19 protein-coding genes are annotated in these 20,291 nt (G+C 66.3%); 3 read left to right on the top strand and 16 right to left on the bottom strand.

The features are described from left to right. Window positions 1-40: 40 nt before the first annotated feature. On the bottom strand, window positions 41-1,153 hold the full coding sequence (locus tag R9J51_RS13555) for an S-(hydroxymethyl)glutathione dehydrogenase/class III alcohol dehydrogenase (RefSeq protein ID WP_168554932.1): 1,113 nt from the start codon (window positions 1,151-1,153) through the stop codon (window positions 41-43). 100 nt (window positions 1,154-1,253) lie between these two features. On the opposite strand from R9J51_RS13555, the gene R9J51_RS13550 reads away from it, so the two are divergent. Beyond that, window positions 1,254-2,186: a LysR family transcriptional regulator gene (locus tag R9J51_RS13550; protein ID WP_179504738.1), complete on the top strand. Its 933-nt coding sequence runs from the start codon at window positions 1,254-1,256 to the stop codon at window positions 2,184-2,186. On the opposite strand, the gene R9J51_RS13545 is transcribed toward R9J51_RS13550, so the two are convergent. Further along, complete coding sequence (locus tag R9J51_RS13545; RefSeq protein WP_179504737.1) at window positions 2,152-3,447, bottom strand: MFS transporter; 1,296 nt, start codon at window positions 3,445-3,447, stop codon at window positions 2,152-2,154. The genes R9J51_RS13550 and R9J51_RS13545 overlap by 35 nt on opposite strands. Window positions 3,448-3,618: 171 nt before the next feature. Here R9J51_RS13545 and R9J51_RS13540 point away from each other — a divergent pair, with 171 nt between their 5' ends. Both R9J51_RS13540 and R9J51_RS13535 read left to right on the top strand, forming a co-directional pair. Then, window positions 3,619-5,940, top strand: a complete 2,322-nt coding sequence (locus tag R9J51_RS13540; protein ID WP_179504736.1) for an aminotransferase class III-fold pyridoxal phosphate-dependent enzyme — start codon at window positions 3,619-3,621, stop codon at window positions 5,938-5,940. 20 nt (window positions 5,941-5,960) lie between these two features. Continuing rightward, on the top strand, window positions 5,961-6,689 hold the full coding sequence (locus tag R9J51_RS13535; RefSeq protein ID WP_179504735.1) for a glutamine amidotransferase: 729 nt from the start codon (window positions 5,961-5,963) through the stop codon (window positions 6,687-6,689). Here R9J51_RS13535 and R9J51_RS13530 read toward each other — a convergent pair whose 3' ends face one another. From R9J51_RS13530 to R9J51_RS13465, 14 genes are all read right to left on the bottom strand, one after another. Further along, entirely contained in the window at window positions 6,690-7,823 is a 1,134-nt protein-coding gene (locus R9J51_RS13530; RefSeq protein ID WP_179504734.1) for a ThuA domain-containing protein, read from the bottom strand. Between the two features lie 77 nt (window positions 7,824-7,900). After that, the gene (locus R9J51_RS13525; protein WP_179504733.1) at window positions 7,901-8,908 is read right to left on the bottom strand and encodes an alcohol dehydrogenase catalytic domain-containing protein; all 1,008 of its coding nucleotides are present in this window, start codon (window positions 8,906-8,908) and stop codon (window positions 7,901-7,903) included. Then, entirely contained in the window at window positions 8,908-9,747 is an 840-nt protein-coding gene (locus tag R9J51_RS13520; protein ID WP_169474446.1) for an SDR family NAD(P)-dependent oxidoreductase, read from the bottom strand. The genes R9J51_RS13525 and R9J51_RS13520 overlap by 1 nt, the downstream gene beginning before the upstream one ends. 29 nt (window positions 9,748-9,776) lie before the next feature. Beyond that, window positions 9,777-10,868 (bottom strand): Rieske 2Fe-2S domain-containing protein, encoded by a 1,092-nt coding sequence (locus tag R9J51_RS13515; RefSeq protein ID WP_179504732.1) that lies wholly within the window; start codon window positions 10,866-10,868, stop codon window positions 9,777-9,779. A gap of 16 nt (window positions 10,869-10,884) precedes the next feature. Beyond that, window positions 10,885-11,418: a 2,4'-dihydroxyacetophenone dioxygenase family protein gene (locus R9J51_RS13510; protein WP_168554923.1), complete on the bottom strand. Its 534-nt coding sequence runs from the start codon at window positions 11,416-11,418 to the stop codon at window positions 10,885-10,887. 10 nt (window positions 11,419-11,428) lie between these two features. Continuing rightward, complete coding sequence (locus tag R9J51_RS13505; protein ID WP_168554922.1) at window positions 11,429-11,965, bottom strand: 2,4'-dihydroxyacetophenone dioxygenase family protein; 537 nt, start codon at window positions 11,963-11,965, stop codon at window positions 11,429-11,431. 16 nt (window positions 11,966-11,981) lie between these two features. Next, on the bottom strand, window positions 11,982-12,515 hold the full coding sequence (locus R9J51_RS13500) for a 2,4'-dihydroxyacetophenone dioxygenase family protein (protein WP_168554921.1): 534 nt from the start codon (window positions 12,513-12,515) through the stop codon (window positions 11,982-11,984). A gap of 56 nt (window positions 12,516-12,571) precedes the next feature. Then, window positions 12,572-15,133: a TonB-dependent receptor gene (locus R9J51_RS13495; protein ID WP_168554920.1), complete on the bottom strand. Its 2,562-nt coding sequence runs from the start codon at window positions 15,131-15,133 to the stop codon at window positions 12,572-12,574. 148 nt (window positions 15,134-15,281) lie between these two features. After that, window positions 15,282-15,674 carry a helix-turn-helix transcriptional regulator gene (locus R9J51_RS13490; protein WP_432787469.1) on the bottom strand — a complete coding sequence of 131 codons (393 nt, stop codon included), beginning with the start codon at window positions 15,672-15,674 and terminating at the stop codon, window positions 15,282-15,284. Further along, a complete protein-coding gene (locus tag R9J51_RS13485; RefSeq protein ID WP_432787468.1) occupies window positions 15,671-16,210 on the bottom strand; it encodes a hypothetical protein in 540 nt (179 codons plus the stop codon). Before R9J51_RS13485 ends, R9J51_RS13490 begins: the two co-directional genes overlap by 4 nt. Window positions 16,211-16,241: 31 nt before the next feature. Further along, window positions 16,242-17,519, bottom strand: coding sequence for an MFS transporter (locus tag R9J51_RS13480; RefSeq protein WP_179504730.1), 1,278 nt, complete (start codon window positions 17,517-17,519; stop codon window positions 16,242-16,244). Then, complete coding sequence (locus R9J51_RS13475) at window positions 17,516-18,088, bottom strand: VOC family protein (RefSeq protein WP_246865908.1); 573 nt, start codon at window positions 18,086-18,088, stop codon at window positions 17,516-17,518. Before R9J51_RS13475 ends, R9J51_RS13480 begins: the two co-directional genes overlap by 4 nt. A gap of 138 nt (window positions 18,089-18,226) precedes the next feature. After that, window positions 18,227-19,240 (bottom strand): zinc-dependent alcohol dehydrogenase family protein, encoded by a 1,014-nt coding sequence (locus R9J51_RS13470; RefSeq protein WP_179504729.1) that lies wholly within the window; start codon window positions 19,238-19,240, stop codon window positions 18,227-18,229. 90 nt (window positions 19,241-19,330) lie between these two features. After that, the gene (locus R9J51_RS13465) at window positions 19,331-20,218 is read right to left on the bottom strand and encodes an IclR family transcriptional regulator domain-containing protein (RefSeq protein ID WP_168554916.1); all 888 of its coding nucleotides are present in this window, start codon (window positions 20,216-20,218) and stop codon (window positions 19,331-19,333) included. Window positions 20,219-20,291 lie beyond the last annotated feature (73 nt).

Below are 20,291 nucleotides of genomic sequence, written 5' to 3'. Positions count from 1 at the left end.
TGCGCGGACCGGCCCCCTTGTTTCGATCCTGATCGGGCGATCAGAACACGATCACGCTGCGGATCGACTTGCCGGCGTGCATCAGGTCGAAAGCGGTGTTGATCTCTTCCAGGCCCATGACGTGGGTGATCATCGGGTCGATCTCGATCTTGCCCTGCATGTACCAATCCACGATCTTGGGCACGTCGGTGCGGCCCTTGGCCCCGCCGAACGCGGTGCCGCGCCAGTTGCGCCCCGTCACCAGCTGGAACGGGCGCGTGGCGATTTCCTTGCCCGCTTCAGCCACGCCGATGATGATGCTGGTGCCCCAGCCGCGATGGCAGGCTTCCAGCGCGGTGCGCATCACTTCGGTGTTGCCGGTGGCATCGAAGGTGTAGTCGGCGCCGCCATCGGTCATTTCCACGACCTTGGCCACGGTTTCCTCGCGGCTGAGGCCCTTGGAATTGAGGAAGTCGGTCATGCCGAAGCGGCGGCCCCATTCCTCGCGATCGGGGTTGATGTCCACGCCGATGATCTTGCCCGCGCCGGCCAGGCGCGCACCCTGGATCACGTTGAGGCCGATGCCGCCCAGGCCGAACACCACGACATTGTCACCCACCTGGACCTTGGCGGTGTTGACCACCGCGCCCACGCCCGTGGTCACGCCGCAGCCGATGTAGCAGCTGGTCTGGAACGGGGCGTCTTCGCGGATCTTGGCCACCGCGATTTCGGGCAGCACGGTGAAATTGGAGAACGTGGAGCAGCCCATGTAGTGATAGATCGGCTGGCCCTTGTAGGAAAAGCGCGTGGTGCCATCGGGCATCAGGCCCTTGCCCTGCGTGGCGCGGATCGCGGTGCACAGATTGGTCTTGCCCGAAAGGCACGATTTGCACTGGCGGCATTCGGGGGTGTAAAGCGGGATCACGTGATCGCCCGGCTTCACGCTGGTGACGCCCGGCCCCACTTCGCGCACGATGCCGGCGCCTTCGTGGCCGAGCACGGAGGGAAAGATTCCTTCGCTGTCGAACCCGTCGAGCGTGTAGGCGTCGGTGTGGCACACGCCGGTGGCCATGATTTCCACCAGCACTTCGCCCGCCTTGGGGCCTTCGAGATCGAGTTCCACGATCTCAAGCGGTTTCTTGGCCTCGAAAGCCACGGCGGCACGGGTCTTCATCGAAGTTTCCTCCTTATCGATCAGGGTGGCCTACATCATTGCATGGCAGGCACAAAGAGCGCATTTGCGCAAAAGTTTATTGCCTGCCTGGGATAATGCCATGTCGGACTGGACCGGTCTGGAAGAACTTGTCGCCATTGCCGAAAACGGCACATTCGCGGCCGCCGCGCGCAAGCTGCGCCGTTCCACCTCGCATGTCAGCCGCGCGATCGCGCAGCTTGAACACCGCATTGGCTCCACCCTGCTGCACCGCACGACGCGGCAGGTTTCGCTGACGGCGGCGGGACGCGAACTGGCCGAGCGCGGGCGACGGATCATCGACGAGCGTGACGCCGCGCTGGCCGTGGCGAGTGGCGATCCTGGCCTGCGCGGATCGTTGCGCATTACCTGCCCCACGGCACTGGGCGAATACTTCATCGCCCCGTTGGCCTTGCGCCATGCCATGGCCAATCCCTCGCTCGACGTGACACTCGATTTCAGCAACCGCGTGGTCGACATCGTGGCAGAAGGGTTCGACGTGGCGATCCGCACCGGCCCGCAAAGCGACCTGCGGCTGGCGGCGCACCGACTGGGCGGACGCAATCTGGTGACCTGCGCGGCGCCGGCTTATCTGGCCCGGCGCGGACGGCCGGAGGAGATCGAGGAACTGGACAGCCACGATTGCCTGGTGGGATCGGCGGAGCTTTGGCATTTCCGCCGCAATCGTGCCGAAACCACCTATCAGCCGCAAGGGCGCTGGCGCTGCAACAACGGGCCGGCGGTGACCGCCGCAGCCGTCGCGGGCCTGGGCATTTGCCAGGTGCCCGATTTCTATGCTGCGCGCGCCCTGGCGCAAGGCCAGTTGGAGCCGGTGCTGGAAGCGTTCCGCGCCACCGAGGAAGCCGTCTGGGCCATGCACCCGCGGCGCCGCCTGGTGCCGCGCAAGGTGGCAGACTTCATTGCTCTGCTGGCGGCCGAACTGCCTGGCGCCATGGCCGGTGGCCTGGGAGCGATTTCCGCTAACCCAGCGGATCTTCCCGGCGCGTGTCCTTGAGCATCAGGCCGGCGACCAGCGCCACCGCTGCCAGCGCAGTGACATACCAATAGAACCCGCTTTCATGGCCCATGTTCTTGAATGCCAGGGCCACGTTCTCGGCCGTGCCGCCGAACAGCGCATTGCCCACGCCGTAAGCCAGCCCCACGCCCAGCGCGCGGACGTGGATCGGAAACAGCTCTGCCTTGAACAGCCCGCTGACCGAGGTGTAGAAACTGTTGATCACCAGGCCTGCCGTGACCAGCAGCCCTGCCGCCCAGACATCCGGTGCGGCGGCCAGCGCAGTCAGGATCGGCACGGTAAGCAGCATGGCCAGCGCGGCGAACAGGATGATGTTGGTGCGCCGCCCGATCCGATCGGACAGCGCGCCCATGGCCGGCTGGATCACCATGAACACCACCAGCACCACCGTCATCAGCAAGGTGGCATCAGGCTTGGTCATGCCGACCGTCAAGACCAGGTATTTCTGCATATAGGTGGTGAAGGTATAGAACGAGAGGCTGCCACCGGCAGTGAGCGCCATGACCAGCAGGAACGCGCGCGTGTGGTGCGCGAAGAGTTCCTTCAAGGAACCGGCGCCAGCCTGCCCCTGCGCGGCCTGCCCCGTTTCATGCATGTGCCGTGACAGCCACAGGATCAGCGCCGCGCCGCCGGCACCCAGCACGAAGCCGATGCGCCAGCCATAGGCCTTCATCGCCGCCTCTCCCAAGCCGTGCTGCAAGGCCAGGATCACCAGCGTCGCCAGCAACTGCCCGCCGATCAGCGTGACATACTGGAACGAGGACCAGAACCCGCGCCGCCCGCGCCCGGCAATCTCGCTCAGATACGTGGCGGCGGTGCCGTATTGCCCGCCGGTGGAGAAGCCCTGCAGCATGCGGCCCAGCAACAGCAAGGCCGGCGCCACCACGCCCACCTGGGCGTAAGTGGGCAAGACCGCGATGAGCAGCGCGCCCAGCCCCATCATCAGGACCGAAACGACCATGGCCCGCTGCCGCCCGTGGCGATCGGCAAAACGCCCGAAATACCACCCGCCGATCGGGCGCAGCAAAAAGCCCACGGCAAAGATGCCGCTGGTGGCCATCACCTGGACCAGCGGATCGCTTTCCGGAAAGAACTCTGCCGAAAAATAGAGCGCGGTGAAGGCGTAGATGTAGAAATCGTACCATTCGATCAGGTTGCCGGCCGATCCGGCCAGGATCGCACGCAGGCGCTGTCCATCGGATAGCGCGGCGGCAGTGCCCTCGTTGTGGTGACTGGCCATGTCCGGCGTTTTTCCTCGATGCGATAGGGCTGGCTTTGACCGCAGCTTTAACCCGCTGGCGAGGGCCTGCAACCACAATGCTCTTGCGATCTCAGCCGATGCAGCGATATGGCCATTTAGAGTGGTGGCGGTGAGACGAGGCGGGGCGTGACAGGCATGGCGGACAGACTGATGGAACCAGCCACCATTTCTGCCGATCCGCCCGATTTTGCGCTGGATCAGGTGCAGGAATGCGTGCTGGCGCAGTGGGGCCTCGCAGGATACTGGCGCCCGGTGCGATCAGAGCGCGACCAGACCTGGCATCTCACATCTGACGACGGGCCAGGCTATGTGGTCAAGCTGTCGCATCGCGACGAGCAGGAAGGCACGGTGGATTTCCAGATCGGCGCGCTCGATCACATTGCGCGGGTCGATCCCGATATGGCGGTGCCGCGCATGGTGCCCACGCATGACGGCGCCTGGCGCACCACGATCCGCGCGGCCGATGGTACGCCGCATATCCTGCGCCTGCTGACCTACCTGGACGGCGCGATCGTGCAGGATGTGGTGCCGTCTTGCCCCGATCCGGTTGCCTTGCGCCGGGCCATCGGCGGCTTTGTGGCGCGGCTGGCCCTGGCACTACGCGGCTATTTCCACAGCCACGCGGGCAGCAATCGCCACGATTGGGACCTGTCGCGCGTGACGGCGCTGCGTCCGGCGCTGCCGCGCATTGCCGATCCCGCCTTGCGCGCGTTGTGCGGCCAGGTCCTGGCCGAGGCGGACAGCCGTATATACCCGGCCCTTGCGCGCACCCGCCACCAGGTGGTGCATCAGGATGCGCACATGGGCAATCTGCTGTGCGACCCGGCCGCCCCGACGCGCATCGTGGGCGTGATCGATTTTGGCGATATGCTGCATGGCAGCCTGCTGGCCGACCTGGTTACGGCGGCCGATTGCTTTCCCGATGCGGACGCTGACCCACTGGCGATCCTGACGCACGTGACGCAAGGGTTTGACGCCGTGTGCCCGCTGGAAGAGGCCGAGATCGACCTGGTCTACGACATGTGCTGCCTGCGCCTGGCCAACACCGTGCTGGTGGCCAATGCCAGGCGTGACCCGGCCGACGAAGCGCCCGATACGCACCTCGGCGGCGGGCACAAGCATGGCGCGATGCTGGCCAGGCTGATGGCCCTGGGGCGTGCAGAGGCAACCCGCGTGCTGCGCCGCGCCTGTGGCTTTCCGGTGCCCGCCCTGGCGCCCGATCCTGTGGCGACGCGCGAAACGCTGGTGGCCCAGCGCGAGGTCACGATGGGCCGTATCTGGCATTTCTATCACGCGCCGCTGCACATCACGCGCGGCGAAGGCGCCTGGCTGATCGGCGCGGATGGCACGCGCTATCTCGACGCCTATAACAACGTGCCGCAGGTGGGCCATTCGCACCCCCACGTCGTGCGCGCGATCGCGCGGCAGGCTGCGGCGCTCAACACCAACACGCGCTACCTGACCGACAGCGCGGGCGCCTATGCCCAGGCGCTGCTGGACCGCGCGCCGCCGGGGTTCGATGTGTGCGCCTTCGTCAATTCGGGCAGCGAGGCCAACGACCTCGCCAGCCAGATCGCGCGCTTTGCCACCGGCCGCCAGGGTGCCGTGGTCATGGAAGGCGCCTATCACGGGATCACGGCGGCGACGGTCGATCTTTCGCCGCTGACCAAGGCGGCGCCAGCCCAGGTGGCGTGCCTGCCCGCGCACGATCTCTATCGCGGCGTGGCACCCGATCCCGCCGAAAGTTGGGCGGCGGCCCGCGCGCAACTGGCCAGGGCCGGCCACGAGCCCGCATTCCTGATAATCGATGCCGCGCTCACCAGCAATGGCATGCCACGCCAGGCACCGGGCTATCTGGAAGGATTGGCCGGCGCCGCCCGCGCCGACGGCGCCCTGGTCATTGCCGACGAAGTTCAGGCCGGCCTGGGGCGACTGGGCGACTGGTGGGGCTTTGCCGTGCAGGGGCTGGACAGCGTGGACGTGATCACGCTGGGCAAGCCGGTGGGCAATGGCCATCCGCTGGGCGTGGTGCTGACCCGGCGGGACTTGTGGCAGGCATTCTATGCCCAGGTGGAAGTGTTCAGCACGTTTGGCGGCAACAGCGTGGCTTGCGCCGCCGGGCAAGCGGTGCTCGACGTGATCGAGCGCGAGGACCTGCTCGCCCGAGCCAACCGTATCGGCGGCATGCTGCGCGCCGAACTCGTGGAACTGGGCCGCCGCTTTCCCCTGATCGGCGATGTGCGCGGGCACGGCATGCTGACCGGGCTGGAATTCGTGACCGACCCGGCCGCCCGCAGCCCTGCCACCACCCAGGCCCGCCTGCTGGTGGAGCGGATGCGCGAGAATGGCGTGCTGGTGGGCACGTCTGGCCCACACCGCGCCGCGTTCAAGCTGCGCCCCGCGCTGACCTGGAGCGAAGGCGAAGTGGCGTTCTTCGTGAACGCGCTGCGCCAGAGCCTGCAATCCCTCTGACCGACGAAAGAGCCTGAGCCTTGGCCAAGCCACTGCTGATCATCCAGCCCGCCACATCCTATGACGACATGCCTGCCGTCTGCGCCCTGCGCGGCGACGAACTGGCGTGGTTCGGCGCCGGCTGTGGCGTGGCGCCCGACGAGATCCTGTCGGTGAAAGTCTATCAGGATGCGCCCCTGCCCGATCCGGCAGACGTGCGCGCCACGATCATCACCGGCGCGATCGACATGGTGACCGATGGCCACCCGTGGATCGAGCGCACCGCCGCCTGGGCGCGCACGGCCATGGCGCAAGGCGCACCGATCCTGGGGGTGTGCTTTGGCCACCAGTTGCTGGCCCATGCGCTGGGCGGCACGGTGGCCGACAATCCGCGCGGGGCGATGTTCGGCACGGTGGATGTGGCGCGCACGCCAGCCGGCGCGCAAGACCCGCTGTTTGCCCCCCTGCCCAACCTGGCGCAAATGATGGTGTTCCATTTTCAGTCGGTGCTGTCGCTGCCGGCCGGGGCGGACGTGCTGGCGACCAGCGGCCACGATCCGCACCACGCGGTGCGCTATGCCGCCAATGCCTGGGGCGTGCAGTTCCACCCGGAATTCGACGCGCAGATCATGGCCGGCAGCTATGACGTCTATGCCGACGCGATTGGCCGCGCGGGCTTTTCGGTGCCCGATCTGCGCGCCGCCAATGCCGACAGCGCGCACGGGGAACTGTTACTGCGCGCGTTCATGGCGGCAGCGGACGGCGCCTGATCAACGCGCGCAGCTGGCCGGCGCCGCGGCCCAGGCCACCGCATTGGCCAACATCGTGCGATAGCGCGGATCGGCATAGCTTTCGGGCCGATGCCCGATCGCGGAATAGAACATCCGCCCCCGGCCGATGCACCGCGTCCAGGCGATGGGATGATCGCCCATTGCCAGGCTTTCGCCGTGCATGCCCTTGGGATCGTACGTGCTTTCATCCAAGGTGGCGAGAATGCGCGCGCCCGTGGTGCGCGGGCTCTTGGCAAAGGAATACCACTCGTCCGTCCAGGTCCAGCTTTGGGGCAGGCCGGCGGTCAGCACCGGATCGTGGCTTTCGATCGCGATCCGCGCGGCTTGGAATTGCGGTGTCATCGGGTGGCCGATGAAGCGTGCGCCAAGCAAGGTATCGGCATACCACGGCCAGAACCAAACGGGATCACCCGCGCTGCCGTGAATGCCAAGGTACGCTCCGCCCGCCTGCAGCCATTGGCGAAAGGCCTTGCGCTGCGACACGGTGAGGACGTCGCCCGAAATGTTGTTCCACACCACCACATCGAAATGGCGCAGCGTGGGCAGCGTGAACGCGCCGCCGCGATCGGTGGCCAAGATGGTCCAGCCATGCGCCTTGGCCAGATCGAGCAGCGCAGCATGCGCCGCGTCTACGCTGGGTTTATCCTTGAACCCGTTGATTTTTTCAAACATCAGAACGCGCGGGTGCGGGCCTTGGGGCACCGCGCCCAGCGGCGTGGCGTCATATCGGGCACAGCGGGCGACCTTGGCCTGCGCGGTGACCGGCAGCTTGCGCAAGGCGGCATCGATGCGGGCGATGGCGGCAGGTTCCAGCCCGAGGAATGGCCCACCCTGGCGGACCGAAAGGATCGCGGCGAAACTGGGCGCCGTGGTGCTCAGAAAGCCGGGTGGCGCCTTGTCCAACTGCGCGCCTGCCTGGCCGCGCAGGATCGCGGCCGCAGCGGGATCCGCCAGCACGTCGATCAGCGGCAGATCGGCCGAGAATGGCGCATCGCGCATCGGGCAGTCGAGCGGCGCACGAGCCGCAGCGCCCGCCGGTACCAGCAGCGCCGCAGCCGCCAGCCCAGCGCCCAGGGCTGCCATCCAGGTGCGGCCATACCGTTTCATGCCCATCGCTTGCCCCCTTTGCCGCCTGGCTGGAAGCAGGCTTGCCAAAGACATAGCGGCAAAGCGGGGCGGGCGAAAGAGCGTCAGGCGCCCGGTTCGATCAGCACCTTGCACTGGTGGGTGCGGTGGCGCAGGCTTTCGAACACATCGGGGGTTTGCGCCAAGGCGATCGTGTCGGTCACCAGCAAGCGGGGCTGCGCCAGCCCGCGATCGAGCGCATCGAGCGCGGCTTCATATTCCTGGCGGGTGAAGAAGGCCGAGGTGACGAGGCGCACTTCCTTGGACAGCATGGCAAAGGTGTTGAGCGTGTCTGGCCGAGTACACAGGCCCAGCAGGACGATCGTGCCGCGATTGCGCACCTGGCTGACGCCTTGCGCGATCAGGCCGGGCACGCCCACACATTCGAACACCAGATCGGCCGGCCCGCCCAGCGCGCGGTGCGCGGCGCCCACGGGGTCATCGGGTGCCACCACGAAATCGTGCGCGCCCATGGCGAGCGCGCGATCGCGCTGCCAATCGGCAATGTCCTGAACCACCACGCGCCCGGCACCCAACTGGCGCGCCCAGAACGCGACGGCCAGGCCGATCGGGCCTGCACCCAGCACCAGCACTTTGTCTCCCCGGCGCAGGCCGGAAAGGCCCAGGCCATGGAGCGCGACGGCCAGCGGCTCGATGATCGCGCCATCGGCAAGGCTGGCGCTTTGCGGCAGGCGCACGCACTGGTTGGGCCGGGTCAGCGCATATTCGGCATAGCCGCCGCCCTGAAGGCCGAAGGCGTCGCACCACTGCACGTCGCCGGCCACGCAGGCGGGGCAGGTGCCGCAGCTTTTCAGCGGGCTGACCGCCACGCGATCGCCGATCTGCCAGCCTTCCACGCCCCGACCCAGCGCCACCACTTCGCCGGCAAATTCATGGCCCAGGATCGATCCCGCGCCTTGGCCATAGGCGGCGTCCTCCGTCATGTGCAGGTCAGACCCGCAGATGCCGCAGCGGCCCACCCGCACCACCAGGTCGCCCTCGCGCGGCGCGGGATCGGGTACGGTTTCCAGCGCCAGGGGCTTGTGCAGCCCCTGCATCACGACCGCACGCATTACTGGTACTTGCCCAGCATCATGCCGCCGTCGATCACCACATGGCTGCCGGTCATGTAATCCGATGCGTCAGAAGCCAGCAGCAGGGCGAGCGGCTTGATCTGTTCGGTTTCGGCCAGCTTGCCCAGCGGGACGATCGCGTCCCAGGCGGCGCGGGCCACCGGGTCTTTCTTGAGCCAGCCGCCGCCGATGTTGGTGACGAAAGGGCCGGGCGCAATGGCGTTCACGCGGATGCGGAACTCGGCCAGTTCCAGCCCGAGCGCACGCACCATGTGCAGCACGCCGGCCTTGGCGGGCATATAGGGCAGGCCCACGATCGGTTCGGTAACGAGGCCGGCGTTGGACGCCGTGCAGATGATCGAGCCGCCGCTGCGCCCATTGGCGCGGCCCGGCTGCTTCATGATGCGCACGGCGTTGGAGATGGTGTAGAACACACCGTTGAGATTGACCGCGATCGACTTGTCCCAGCGCGCGGGGTCATAAGTATCGACCTGTCCTTCGGGATTGCGATGCCCCGCCGGGTTCCAGAAGCCGGCGCCGGCATCGATGCCGGCATTGGCAAAGCAGATGTCGAGCCCGCCAAAGGCCGTGGCGTGATCGTCGAACGCGGCGGCCACGGCCTCAAAGCTGGACACGTCGCAGTGCGCAGCGCGCGCATCGTGCCCGGCCTCGCGCAGCAGGGCGGCCTCGCGCTCGGCGCCCTCCAGGTCGATATCGGCAAGCGTTACCGCCGCACCGCCTTCGGCCATGGCCTGGGCATAAGCGAGGCCGATGCCGCTGGCCGCGCCGGTGACCAGCGCGCTGCGGCCGGCAACGCTGAAACGATCGAGAATGGCCATGATATTCCTCTCCAAGGGGGGCGCGCCGTTCAGACGGCGGCTTCGTGTTCGGCCGGGGCTGATCCCCGTTCGCGCGCGATAAGGCGCTGCAACAGGCGGCGGGCGCGGATGCCGCCGCCATCGCCGCCCAGCACCAGGGGCTTCAAGTCCCAGAAATCGGCCCCGCGCATCAGGCGGTGGCTGTCGCGGATGATCGGCATGTCCTCGCGCTCGAACGCGTGTTCCAGCGCGGCCTGCATGGCCTGGGAAAAACCTGCGTCGTCTAGCGCGAAATCGCGGCCGGTGGCCCAGATGTAATGCGTGGTGTCGGGCGTTTCGGGCGTGAAGGCATGGAGCGAGGGCAGCAGCGTGCACTGCGCACGCGGCATGCCCGGCGGACCGGCGATATAGTCGAAGCGCAAGACCGCGGGCGCATGCCAGGTGACTTCGCCATAGAAATCCTGCGGCTGGCCCACCCGGCCCAGCATGGCGCCGATCCCGTCGGACAGGGTATCGTTCAGGCGCACATATTCGGCGTGGACGGTTTCCCCATCCTGCCAGAACCGCCGCTCGCCTTCGGTAAAGGCGCGGGCGACCAGCGCGGGATGGACGAAATTGGCGTGGCTGAGATCGAGGATGTTGTCACTGTAGAGTTCATAGTGTCCCTCGGCCCGCGTGGCCCCGCGCACCACCGCCCAGGCCGGATCGACCAGCCAGGCAAAATCGGGGATCTGCGCGGGATCGGCCCGATCGGCCGCGCCCATCCATATCCACAGCAAGCCGTGCCGCTCTTCCAATGGATAGACCGGCAGCCGCGCGGCGGGCACTTGGCCACCGGGATGGGGATTGAAGACGCAGGCACCGCTGCCATCGAAACGCAGCCCGTGATAGGGGCAGGCCAGGGCGCCCTCAACCACCCTGCCCTGCCCCAGCGGCGCAAAGCGGTGGGGACAGCGTCCGCCCACGGCATGCGCCGCGCCCGCCTCGTCACGAAACAGCGCAACCGGCTCTTCCAGGAAAACGCGGTCGATCGGCGCTTCGCCCAGAGCATCGGCCCAGCCGGCCACGTACCAGCAATCACGCAAGTACGTGCCGCGGGGCGGCCCGCCGAGGACGGGAAGCGAAAGCGAGGGCGCCTGCATCACACCGCCCCTGCAATCAGAGGTAGAGCTGCTTGTTGATGGCAATGCCGTGTTCCCGGCAGTAGCTTTCATAGTGGTTCATGAACCACCAGACATCCAGCGTTTCTACGTGGTTGCCTTGGGCGTCGAAGAATTCGTTGGCGCCCTGCATGTGGAACAGCGCTTTCATGCCGTTGGGATCGTCGGTCACGAGGGTGTGGGCCGTGCCAGGCGTTTCGGTGATGAATTCACCGGGCCGGCAGACCCAATCGTATTCCAGGTAGCGGAACGAGCCTTCCAGCCCGATCGCCCAGACGCGGCCACGGTGCTTGTGCGTGCCGATCACACCCGGCCCCTTGATCCACAGGATGTTGACGTAGACGTTCTCGCGCACGTCGAACGCCAAGTGGCGGATTGCCGCGTTGTCGCCGAACGGCACCCACGGGCTTTCCGCTTCGCTGGCGCCGATATAAGTCCCTTCCACGCCGCGTGCGCGGATCAGGTCGCCGTAAAGCTCGGGAACCTGGACGATTTCATAGGCCGAAGACGGCGGTGCTTTCATCGATGCCATGGTGGGCGCCTTACAGATAGAGCTTGGGGTTGATCGGGATGCCGTGGGCCCGACAATGCGTTTCGTAGTGGTTGATGAACCACCACACGTCTGTGGTATCGACCAGGTTGGCGTCCGCGTCGTAGAAATCGATCGGGCCCTGCATCCAGCCGAACAGCTTGCACCCCTGCGGGTGGTCGGTGACCAGCGTGTGGCTTTCACCCGGCGTTTCCAGGATCAGCCCGCCCGGCGTTGCCACCCAGTCATACTCCAGATAGCGAACCGATCCTTCGAGGCAGACCATCGTGATCGTGCCGCGATGGAAATGCGTGCCGATCACGCCCGGCGCCTTGACCCACAGGATGTTGGAAAACAGGTTCTGCCGCACATCGAACGCCAGGTGCTTGATCGCGGCATTGTCGCCGAACGGCACCCAGGGGCTGTCTACATCGGTGGCCGCGTCGATATAGCGGCCGCCGGGGCTGAGCCGCTCGACCAGTGCCTTGTGCGGGAATTTCACATCAACGATGGCCGCCTTGTCGGACGGAGGGGCTGTCATAACGGTCATGGAGGGCTCCGTTGGCTTAGCGGATCAGGGTGTCGACGTAATCGGCGCCGATGCCGACGGCGGCATAATGCGCACGGGCGGCGGCGATATAGTCGAACACGTCATAGTGGCCGATGGTGTTGCCCGCCTCGTCCAGCCACATCAGCGGGCCGGAAACCACGAAGAACACTTTCATCGGGTCTTCGTGTTCATAGCAGACCAGGGTGTGGCTCTCGCCAGGCGTCTCGTAGACGAAATCACCGGCCGTGGCGGTCCAGGAATGTTCGAGATAGGCCCATTTCCCGCTGATCGTGTAGGCCCAGATCGGGTGGGGGTGATAGTGGCGGTTGACCAGGCCGGCCTGCTTGCTCATCAGCACGTCGGCCCACATGTTCTTGGCCGGGCTGATCCACACCGGCTTGGAAAACACGGTTTCGCTGATCGGCACCCAATAGCGTTCGTCGCCCTCGGCGATCTTGGGCAGGTAGACTTCGGGCAAGCCACCATCGCGGAAGACTTTCTCCACCGGCTTGATGTCTTTCCAGAATTCGGTGTGTGCGGCTTCGGGCATCGTCGCTCTCCAGGGGGTACACCGGGCGGCCAGGGGTGGCCGCCCGGTGCGAAAGATCAGAACTTCACGCCAACGCGGGCATACCATTCGGCCGGGCGGCTGTAGGTGCCGTAGATCTGGCCGCCGGCAAGCTGCGCCTGGCCGGTAGTAAGATAGCGCTCATTGGTGAGGTTGGTGCCACCGGCCGTCAGTTCCCACACACCGCCGGGCGCACGATAGGTGACCGAGCCGTTGACCACCGTGGTGCTGGGACGATCGAGCAGGAACGTGCCTTCGGTATCGTTCTTCATCGTGCTGGTGAACGTGACGTCGGCCAGGAACACCACCGTCCCGTGGCTGCCCAGGTCAGCCTGGTAGCGGGGCGAGACGTTGAACTTCCACTTGGGCGTCTTGGGCAGGGTCACCCCTTCGCGCACGCCAGCCTGGAGCGTGGAAGCCGCCACCTGTGCGGGACCATCGACGCTGGTGTACTTGGCATCGGTAAAGCCCAGCGAGCCCGTGACGGTGAGCCCGCGCGCGGGCGCTGCCACCACTTCCACTTCAAAGCCCTTGATCCGCGCATCGCCCGCGTTCTGGATGGTGGGAGAAACGCCCTGCTGGAAGTTGAGCTGGATGCCCTTGTAATCGGTGAGGAACACCGCGCCGTTGATCTGGAGATGGCGATCGAGCAGTTCGGACTTGAGCCCGGCTTCCCAGGTCGTGGCCTTTTCCTCGCCAAAGCCGGGGGCATAGGGCAGCGGGTTGGACAGGCGGGTGGTCCAGCCGCCGGTCTTGTAGCCCTTGGACCAGCTGGCGTAGATCATCACGTCGTCGTTCGGGTGAAGCTGCACGCCGATCTTGGGCGAGAAGTTGGAGAACTTCTTGTGCTGCACGCCCGCCACGTAATAGCGCAGCGGCTGACCGGCGTTGGGGAAGCCGTTGTCCACCCGGCAGGCATCGCTGATCGGATTGAGCGAAGCGCAGTTGGGATCGCCGAAATAGTTGGCCAGCTTGTAGTTCAGGCCGTTGGCGTCGGACTGGAACCCTTCGAACTCCTTGTCTTCGTGGGTGTAGCGGCCACCCACCGTGAAGGCCAGCAGGTCTGACAGGGCATAGTCCACCTGGCCGTAGAACGCATAGTTCTTGGTGGCGAGGGTGTTGGGCCCGTCAACCTGAAGCAGCCCTTCGGCAAAGGTCACATAGTCGTGCAGGTCGCCGCTTTCGCGGAAGTAATAGGCGCCCAGCACGTACTTGAGCTTCTTCTCCATCGCCGTGCCGGTGAGCTGCAGCTCCTGGCTGAACTGCTTCTGGTTCATCGAGAAGCTGGTGTGGAGGAAGTTGAGCGGCGAGTTGTCGAGATCCATCCCGACCACCCAGTGCAGTTCGCGATAGGCCGTGATGGACTTGATCGAGGCCGTGTCGGACAGATCGAAATCGAGCGTCAGCGCCGCGCCGCCCTGCTTCAACTTGTTGAAGTTGTTGCCGTTGGCATAAGAGGTGTCGATGTTGTTGGTCACGAACCGGTTGTCATAGGGCAGCCGGTTGTTGTCGGGATTGTTGTCGGCATTGACGCCATAGATCGCCGGCAGATCGAGGATCGAGTTGAGCCCGCCGCGGCGATAGAGGAATGCCGCCGAGGGTGGCCCACCGATGAAGCTGTCGCACGCGCCGCTCACCCCGCCCACGGTGACGGTGGGATTGCCGGCGATCGCGCAGTTATAAGTGCCGGCAAAGACCGCCGGGAACGTGGTGATCACCTTGTTGGCGATCTGCGAGGTATCGGTCTTGCTGTAGTCGCCGGTCAGCGTCGCCTTGAAACCGACGCCGTTGTAGCGGATCTTGCCACGCAGGTTCCAGGTGTTGTCACCGCCTTCGGTGCCATAACCCTGGTTGCCATAGCCGGCCGCCTTGAGCGAGGTGATCGGATCGAAGGCATAGTTGCTGGCGCCGGGATAGGGAATGCGGTGCAGGTAGCCATCGCGCTTGGTGATCGCAAAGCTGACCGACGAGGACAGCTTGTCGGCCAGCGGCATGTCGACCGTGCCCTTGGCGCTGAACAGGCTGTAGCTGCCGGTCATCGCCGACCCGACGAAACGGAAGCTGTCGCCCGGATCGTGCGTGACGATCGAGATAGCGCCGCCGATGGTGTTGCGGCCAAACAGCGTGCCTTGCGGGCCCTTGAGCACTTCGACGCGATCAACGTCGGGCAGGTCCTGGTTGGCCCCCACCGAGCGGGCCAGATAGACCCCGTCGAGATAGATGCCCACGCCCGGATCGATGTTGAAGGCAAAATCATTGGCGCCGATACCGCGGATATAGGCGGCCAGCACCTGGCTCGAACCCGAAAACGGCGTGCCAGCGTCCAGCGTCACGTTCGGCGCAATGTTCGACAGCGAAGACACGCTGGTCACCGCGCGTTCTTGCAGTGCAGACGCGGTGAAGGCGCTGATCGCGATCGGCACGTCCTGGACGTTTTCCGCGCGCTTCTGCGCGGTCACCACGATTTCCTGGATGCCGCCGTTGCCGCTGGCCTGAGCCTCCCCCTGGGCTGCGGCGTTGGCCTGCGGCGCTTGTTGCGCCATCGCCGGGCTGGCCAGCGCAATGGCCAGCGCGCCCACCGATACCGGTGCGAACTTCATGGACTCTCTCCCTTTTTTGGTGCGGTTTGTCACAAGTGCCCCTGACACCTGTTCCGCTGTGGTCGATGCTAGGCTTTCAGGGCCGCCCGCGCTTGCATTGGCGCGCAATCCGATCAGGATTCTCGCGCAAAGCGCCCCGAAAAAGATGTCAGTTGCGCGTGCGCCATGCGCGCGGCGCCACGCCAAAGCGCTGGCGGAAGCAGCGGGCGAAATAGGCGCTGTCGTTAAAGCCCATCTCGAATGCGACTTCGGTAATGCTGGCGGCAGGGTTGCCGGTGATGCGCTCGGCCGCGCGGACCAGGCGGCGTTCCAGGATATAGGCGCTGGGCGTGGTGCCCATCGTGGCAAACAGGTTCTGGATCGTGCGGACGGACGTGTGGCAGGCATCCGCCAGGGTCAGCGTGCGCAGCGCCGGATCGCCCAGATGCGCGTCGACCAGGGCCAAGACCTTGTCGCGCAGCGCATGATCGGTCACCCGTTCTTCGGGCCGCGTGGCGCCGCGCATGGCCAGGGCGACCAGATCGAAGAACACACCGCTCACGCCCTGCTGCCATTGCGGGTCCTGTCCGCTCTGGTCCCCCTGGTGCCACAGCGAGCGCAGGAAATCGTGGAACACCCGCCCCCCGGGCTTGCCCCGCACAGGCGGCGGCTGAGCATGTCGTCCAGCCCCGGCACCCGCTCGGCCAGCGGCGCGCGCGGGAATTCCACGACCAGCAGTTCGTGCGCGGAAAGATCGAGCGTATAGGCCTGGTGCGGCGATCCGATCACGAAATCGCCCGCTTCCAGCAAGCTTTCGGCCCGGCCCTGGCGATGCAGGCTGCGCCCCCGGCATTGCAGGTGCAGGATGAGCCGCTCCTGCGCAGCATCGTGCCCCTGGCGCCCCACGAACGAGGCGGTGGAGCGGGGCCGGATCATGGCCAGGTCACCCACCGTCCACGACCACATTTCGCCCGTGAAATCGCGCCCTTGCGTGTTCACGTAAGTGCCGGTGTAGATCCGATCGACCAAGTCGTTCCAATAGGCCAGGCGCTGGTCGGGCGCGATGGCATCGGTGGCGTAGCGTTGCACGACATTCATCAGCGTGAACTCCCCCAACGAAAACGAAACTTCAGGTCCGCAGGCCGATCTCCGCCGCGGGAGCGGGGAAGGCACGATTGGCGCGCCGGGCCACCACGCGCGGTGCGCTTTCCTTCAGGCCCAGCGCAAGAATTCCGGCCAGCAGGCACAACCCCAGCATCAGCCAGACCGGCGCGGCCAGGCCATAGGCATCGGCCAGCGCCCCGGCGAGGAACGGGCTGAGCACGCCGCCCAGCACTTCACCGATGCCCATGACCACGCCGGTGAGCGTGGCGGTAAGGCGGGGATCGACGCTTTCGGCGGGAATCGTGGCCATGAACATCGGGAACAGGCCATTCAGCGCCCAGCCGAAGAAGAAGATCGCGCCCAGCACCCAGGCCGATCCGCCATAATGGATCGCGCCGAGCGGCAGGATCGCACCGAGGAACGAGAACCCGATCATCACCGGGCGGCGCCCGATCGCATCGGACAGCGCGGGCACGGCGAAGCTGCCGATCCCGGCAGAAATGCCGAGCGTGGCCATCAGCCAGCCCATCGTGCCCGGATCAAAGCCACGCCCCTTGGTCAGGAACAGCGGCATGAACGCCCAGCACACCACCAGGTACGACACCAGCAGGATCGCGATCAGCGCGCAAAGCACCACGTTGCGGTGGCCAAAGGCCTGGCGCAGCGTGACGCGCGGCGCATCGCCATCATGGTGCACCACAGGTGGTTCGCGCAGGGTGAACCAGATCAACGCGGCGGTGATCACGCCCGGCGCCGCAGCCAGATAGAACCCTTCGCGCCAGCCATAGGCCACCGCCAGAGGGACGAGCAGGATCGGGGCAAGGCCCGATCCCAGCAGATTCGATCCCAGGTTCTGCGCCACGCCCATGGCCAGGCCGCGCCGCTCTGGCGCCACTTCGCCCACGATCATCGCGTGGCTGACCGGCATCACCCCGCCTTCGGCCGCGCCCATCAGCAAACGCGCGCCCAGCAGCATGAGGAACGACGTGGCAAAGCCTGACACCACCGAGCACAGGCAGAAGGCCAGGGTCGCCACCACGACCACCGCTTTTTGCGCGCCCAGCCGGTCTGACACACGGCCGACGACAAAGCCCGACAGCGCCCAGGTGAGCGACAGCGCGGAGGAAAACAGGCCCACTTGCGTGTTGGTCAGCCCCAGGTCGGGCTGCACGAAGGGCATGAGAAAGTTGAGCGCGTTGCGATCGAAGAACAGGATACCGAAGTTGAGGCTGAGAAGCCCGGTAACCCATACCTGATAGCCGCTGCCGGCGCGGGCCTTGCCCGCCAAGGGGGCCGGGCTCACAGGAACGGCCTTACGGGATCGCGGCCGTCCCAATCGCAGGCCGCGCGCCACATGGCGGTGAAGTGGCTGTCCATGCCGGCGGTGGCCGGGATCAGTTCGACAAAACCAGGGGCCGCATCGTGGCCGCCTTCCAGGTAGGCCACCGCGCCGCCGGTTGGCACCGGGGCGCGGAAAGCCAGGGTGTAGCCGCGCGCCAGATAGCCCGGCAGCACGGCATCCACGTCGAGGCAGGCAATCCCGACATGATGAAACCCATAGCCGCGCGCCTCCACCGTTTCACGGTAGACGGAGGGGTGATCGTCGAGCGGCTGGATCAGTTCGATCTGCATGTGCCCGGCAAAGCCCATGGCGATCGCCACGTCGGCATTTGAAGGCGTGCCGCGATAGATCTGGCCCTCTGTCAGGAAATGAGGGAGCAGGAAAAACGGCCCCGCCCCACAATCGCGAATGAAGTGATCGATGGCCGCGTTGATATCGCGCACCACGAACGCCGTCTGGCAGATCCCCCCGATCGGCTGGCCATAGCCCAGCATGGCTGGGCGCGTGGCGGCTGGCGTTACCTTGTCCAAGGCACGTTGTCCTTTCCCTTGCGCGTGCAGGGACGTCGCCGAACACCCGGCGCCGGGCCCTGCCCCGCGACATCCTCTTCCCTTCGTGCGTGCCGGCCGCTGGCGGGCCGTGTCACGCGTCTTGCAGCAAACCGCCCATCACAGCGTGATGACGACCTTGCCGAACAATCCTGCCGAGGCTTGATAACGCCAGGCGTCCTGGGCCTCTTCCATGGCAAAGCGCCGGTCGATCACCGGCTTGATCCCGTGCGCATCGACAAACGCATGCAACCGCTGCGCCATGGCGGCAGACCCCACGAAAATCCCCCGCAACGTCGCGCCCTTGATCATCAGTCCGTGCGGGCTGGTGTCACCGCTGCGCGTCAGCACCCCGATCAGCGCGATTTCGCCGCCAAAGGCCACCGCCTGGATGCTTTGCGCCAGTGTGCCCGCGCCGCCCACCTCGACCACGTGATCGACGCCGCCCCCGGCCAGCTCGGCCGCCCGGGCGCCCCAATCCGGGATCGTCTTGTAGTTGATCGTTTCGTGCACGCCCAAGGCGCGCACGCGCTCCAGCTTTTCATCGGAGGACGACGTGGCGATCACGCGCGCGCCGGCAGCCAGCGCAATCTGCGCGGCGAGCAGCGACACGCCGCCCGTGCCCAGCACCAGCACCGATCGCCCCGGCCCGACCGGACGCGGCCCTTCCATCAGTGCGTTCCACGCGGTCACGCCGGCACAAGGCAGGCAGGCGGCTTCGTCATACGACAGGCTTTGTGCTTGCTTGACCACGCCATGCGCCGGCAGGATCACCACGTCCTGCAACATGCCGGTCGCAGGCGGCGCCCCCAGGGCCGGGCCGGCGCCGGGATTGGGCGGCCCGTCCTGCCAATTCTGGAAAAACAGGCCGGCGACGCGATCGCCTTCGGCCAGGCCCGCCACCCCCTCGCCCAGCGCGACGATCTCTCCCGCGCCGTCGGACAGCGGCACGGTATCCCGATCGACAGCGCCACCGAAATAGTGCCCGAGCGGGATCAATTGATCGCGATAGTTGAGCGAACAGGCGTGAACCCGCACTGCCACTTCGCCGGGGCCGGGCCGTGGCTGTGGCACCTGGGCCAAAGCCATGTCGTCAAGCGATTGCGCGCCCTTGCGAATAAGCCATTGCCGCATACAGCCGTCCATCTCCCCCAAGGCATCTGGTATGTTCTTACGCCTTGTTGCCGATCATGACACAGCCGTCGCGCAAATTAATCAGCTACACTAACTATTTTCACTGGGTGAAACGCTTTCCACCGCCGCGCCGGCAAAACGGGCGATTACGGCGCCAGCGGGCGCACGCCCTTCTGCGGCGAGAGCAGCCCGTTCGATCGCCATGGCGATCTCGCGCGCGGTGTGTTTGAGCGCGCCCAAGTGGCGCAGCATCACGGCATCGTCGGTCCCGCGCTTGGCTGGCCAGGTGATGTTGATCGAGGCCACGGGCACGCCGTCGAGCAGGATCGGCACGGCCATCGACCGGCGCCCGTCGCGCAGGACCAATTGCCGCGACCGGTCGGGCCAGGGATGCAGCGGCTCGCGCGTGGCATAGCCGCGTGCGCGGGTTTCGGCGAGAATCGTGCGCAGATCCGCCTCGCTGCCCTCTTGCGGATGGCGCGGGCGCAGGCGGGCGATGATCGCCTCGCGCTCTTCCTCGCGGCAAGCGGCAAGATAGGCGCGGCCGGTGGCGGTGTGGATATACGAGAGCTTCACCCCCACCGGGCCGAGCGTGGCCGAATCGAGGCGGAACAGCGGGCTGTTGGTTTCGACGATCTCCATGTGATCAAGCCGCGGCATGGCCAGCACCGAGGGCCACGACACCCGCGTGGACAAGGCCTTGAGCCAGGGTGAGGCGACTTCGGCCACATGCTCTAGCGTCAGTGCCTGCGAGCGCGCCCGCGCGTCCACGTGCGGCAGATAGGCGCCGTCGGCAAGCCGTTGCCAGATCAACCCTTTCTGCCCGAGTGTTTGCAGCATGCGCAGCAAGGTGGCCTTGGGCAGGCCAAGCGCCATGTGCATTTCATGCAGGCTGGCCGCGCGACGCGCCTGCACCTGTAGCAAGACATCGAGTCCACGCTCCAGCGCGCGGACGGTCTTTACCTTCCGATCCTGCATCCCGTCCCCCGGCCGCATGCGCGGCTCGTTATGGTTTCATCTTGTGAAACGGAAGAATGGCGCAGCCAGTGGC

The sequence above is a fragment of the Novosphingobium rhizosphaerae genome (assembly GCF_050920675.1).
GTDB classification, from domain to species: domain Bacteria; phylum Pseudomonadota; class Alphaproteobacteria; order Sphingomonadales; family Sphingomonadaceae; genus Novosphingobium; species Novosphingobium rhizosphaerae.
Note: the sequence above shows the minus strand (reverse complement) of the source record. Positions and strands in the feature narration are given on the sequence as shown.

Coding starts and splice junctions, on each gene's coding strand:
- R9J51_RS13530 (WP_179504734.1), bottom strand. CDS start 7,823: ATGGGCATGAAACGGTATGGCCGCACCTGGATGGCAGCCCTGGGCGCT.
- R9J51_RS13555 (WP_168554932.1), bottom strand. CDS start 1,153: ATGAAGACCCGTGCCGCCGTGGCTTTCGAGGCCAAGAAACCGCTTGAG.
- R9J51_RS13550 (WP_179504738.1), top strand. CDS start 1,254: ATGTCGGACTGGACCGGTCTGGAAGAACTTGTCGCCATTGCCGAAAAC.
- R9J51_RS13545 (WP_179504737.1), bottom strand. CDS start 3,447: ATGGCCAGTCACCACAACGAGGGCACTGCCGCCGCGCTATCCGATGGA.
- R9J51_RS13515 (WP_179504732.1), bottom strand. CDS start 10,868: ATGCAGGCGCCCTCGCTTTCGCTTCCCGTCCTCGGCGGGCCGCCCCGC.
- R9J51_RS13540 (WP_179504736.1), top strand. CDS start 3,619: ATGGAACCAGCCACCATTTCTGCCGATCCGCCCGATTTTGCGCTGGAT.
- R9J51_RS13495 (WP_168554920.1), bottom strand. CDS start 15,133: ATGAAGTTCGCACCGGTATCGGTGGGCGCGCTGGCCATTGCGCTGGCC.
- R9J51_RS13465 (WP_168554916.1), bottom strand. CDS start 20,218: ATGCAGGATCGGAAGGTAAAGACCGTCCGCGCGCTGGAGCGTGGACTC.
- R9J51_RS13505 (WP_168554922.1), bottom strand. CDS start 11,965: ATGACCGTTATGACAGCCCCTCCGTCCGACAAGGCGGCCATCGTTGAT.
- R9J51_RS13520 (WP_169474446.1), bottom strand. CDS start 9,747: ATGGCCATTCTCGATCGTTTCAGCGTTGCCGGCCGCAGCGCGCTGGTC.
- R9J51_RS13510 (WP_168554923.1), bottom strand. CDS start 11,418: ATGGCATCGATGAAAGCACCGCCGTCTTCGGCCTATGAAATCGTCCAG.
- R9J51_RS13485 (WP_432787468.1), bottom strand. CDS start 16,210: ATGAATGTCGTGCAACGCTACGCCACCGATGCCATCGCGCCCGACCAG.
- R9J51_RS13525 (WP_179504733.1), bottom strand. CDS start 8,908: ATGCGTGCGGTCGTGATGCAGGGGCTGCACAAGCCCCTGGCGCTGGAA.
- R9J51_RS13500 (WP_168554921.1), bottom strand. CDS start 12,515: ATGCCCGAAGCCGCACACACCGAATTCTGGAAAGACATCAAGCCGGTG.
- R9J51_RS13470 (WP_179504729.1), bottom strand. CDS start 19,240: ATGCGGCAATGGCTTATTCGCAAGGGCGCGCAATCGCTTGACGACATG.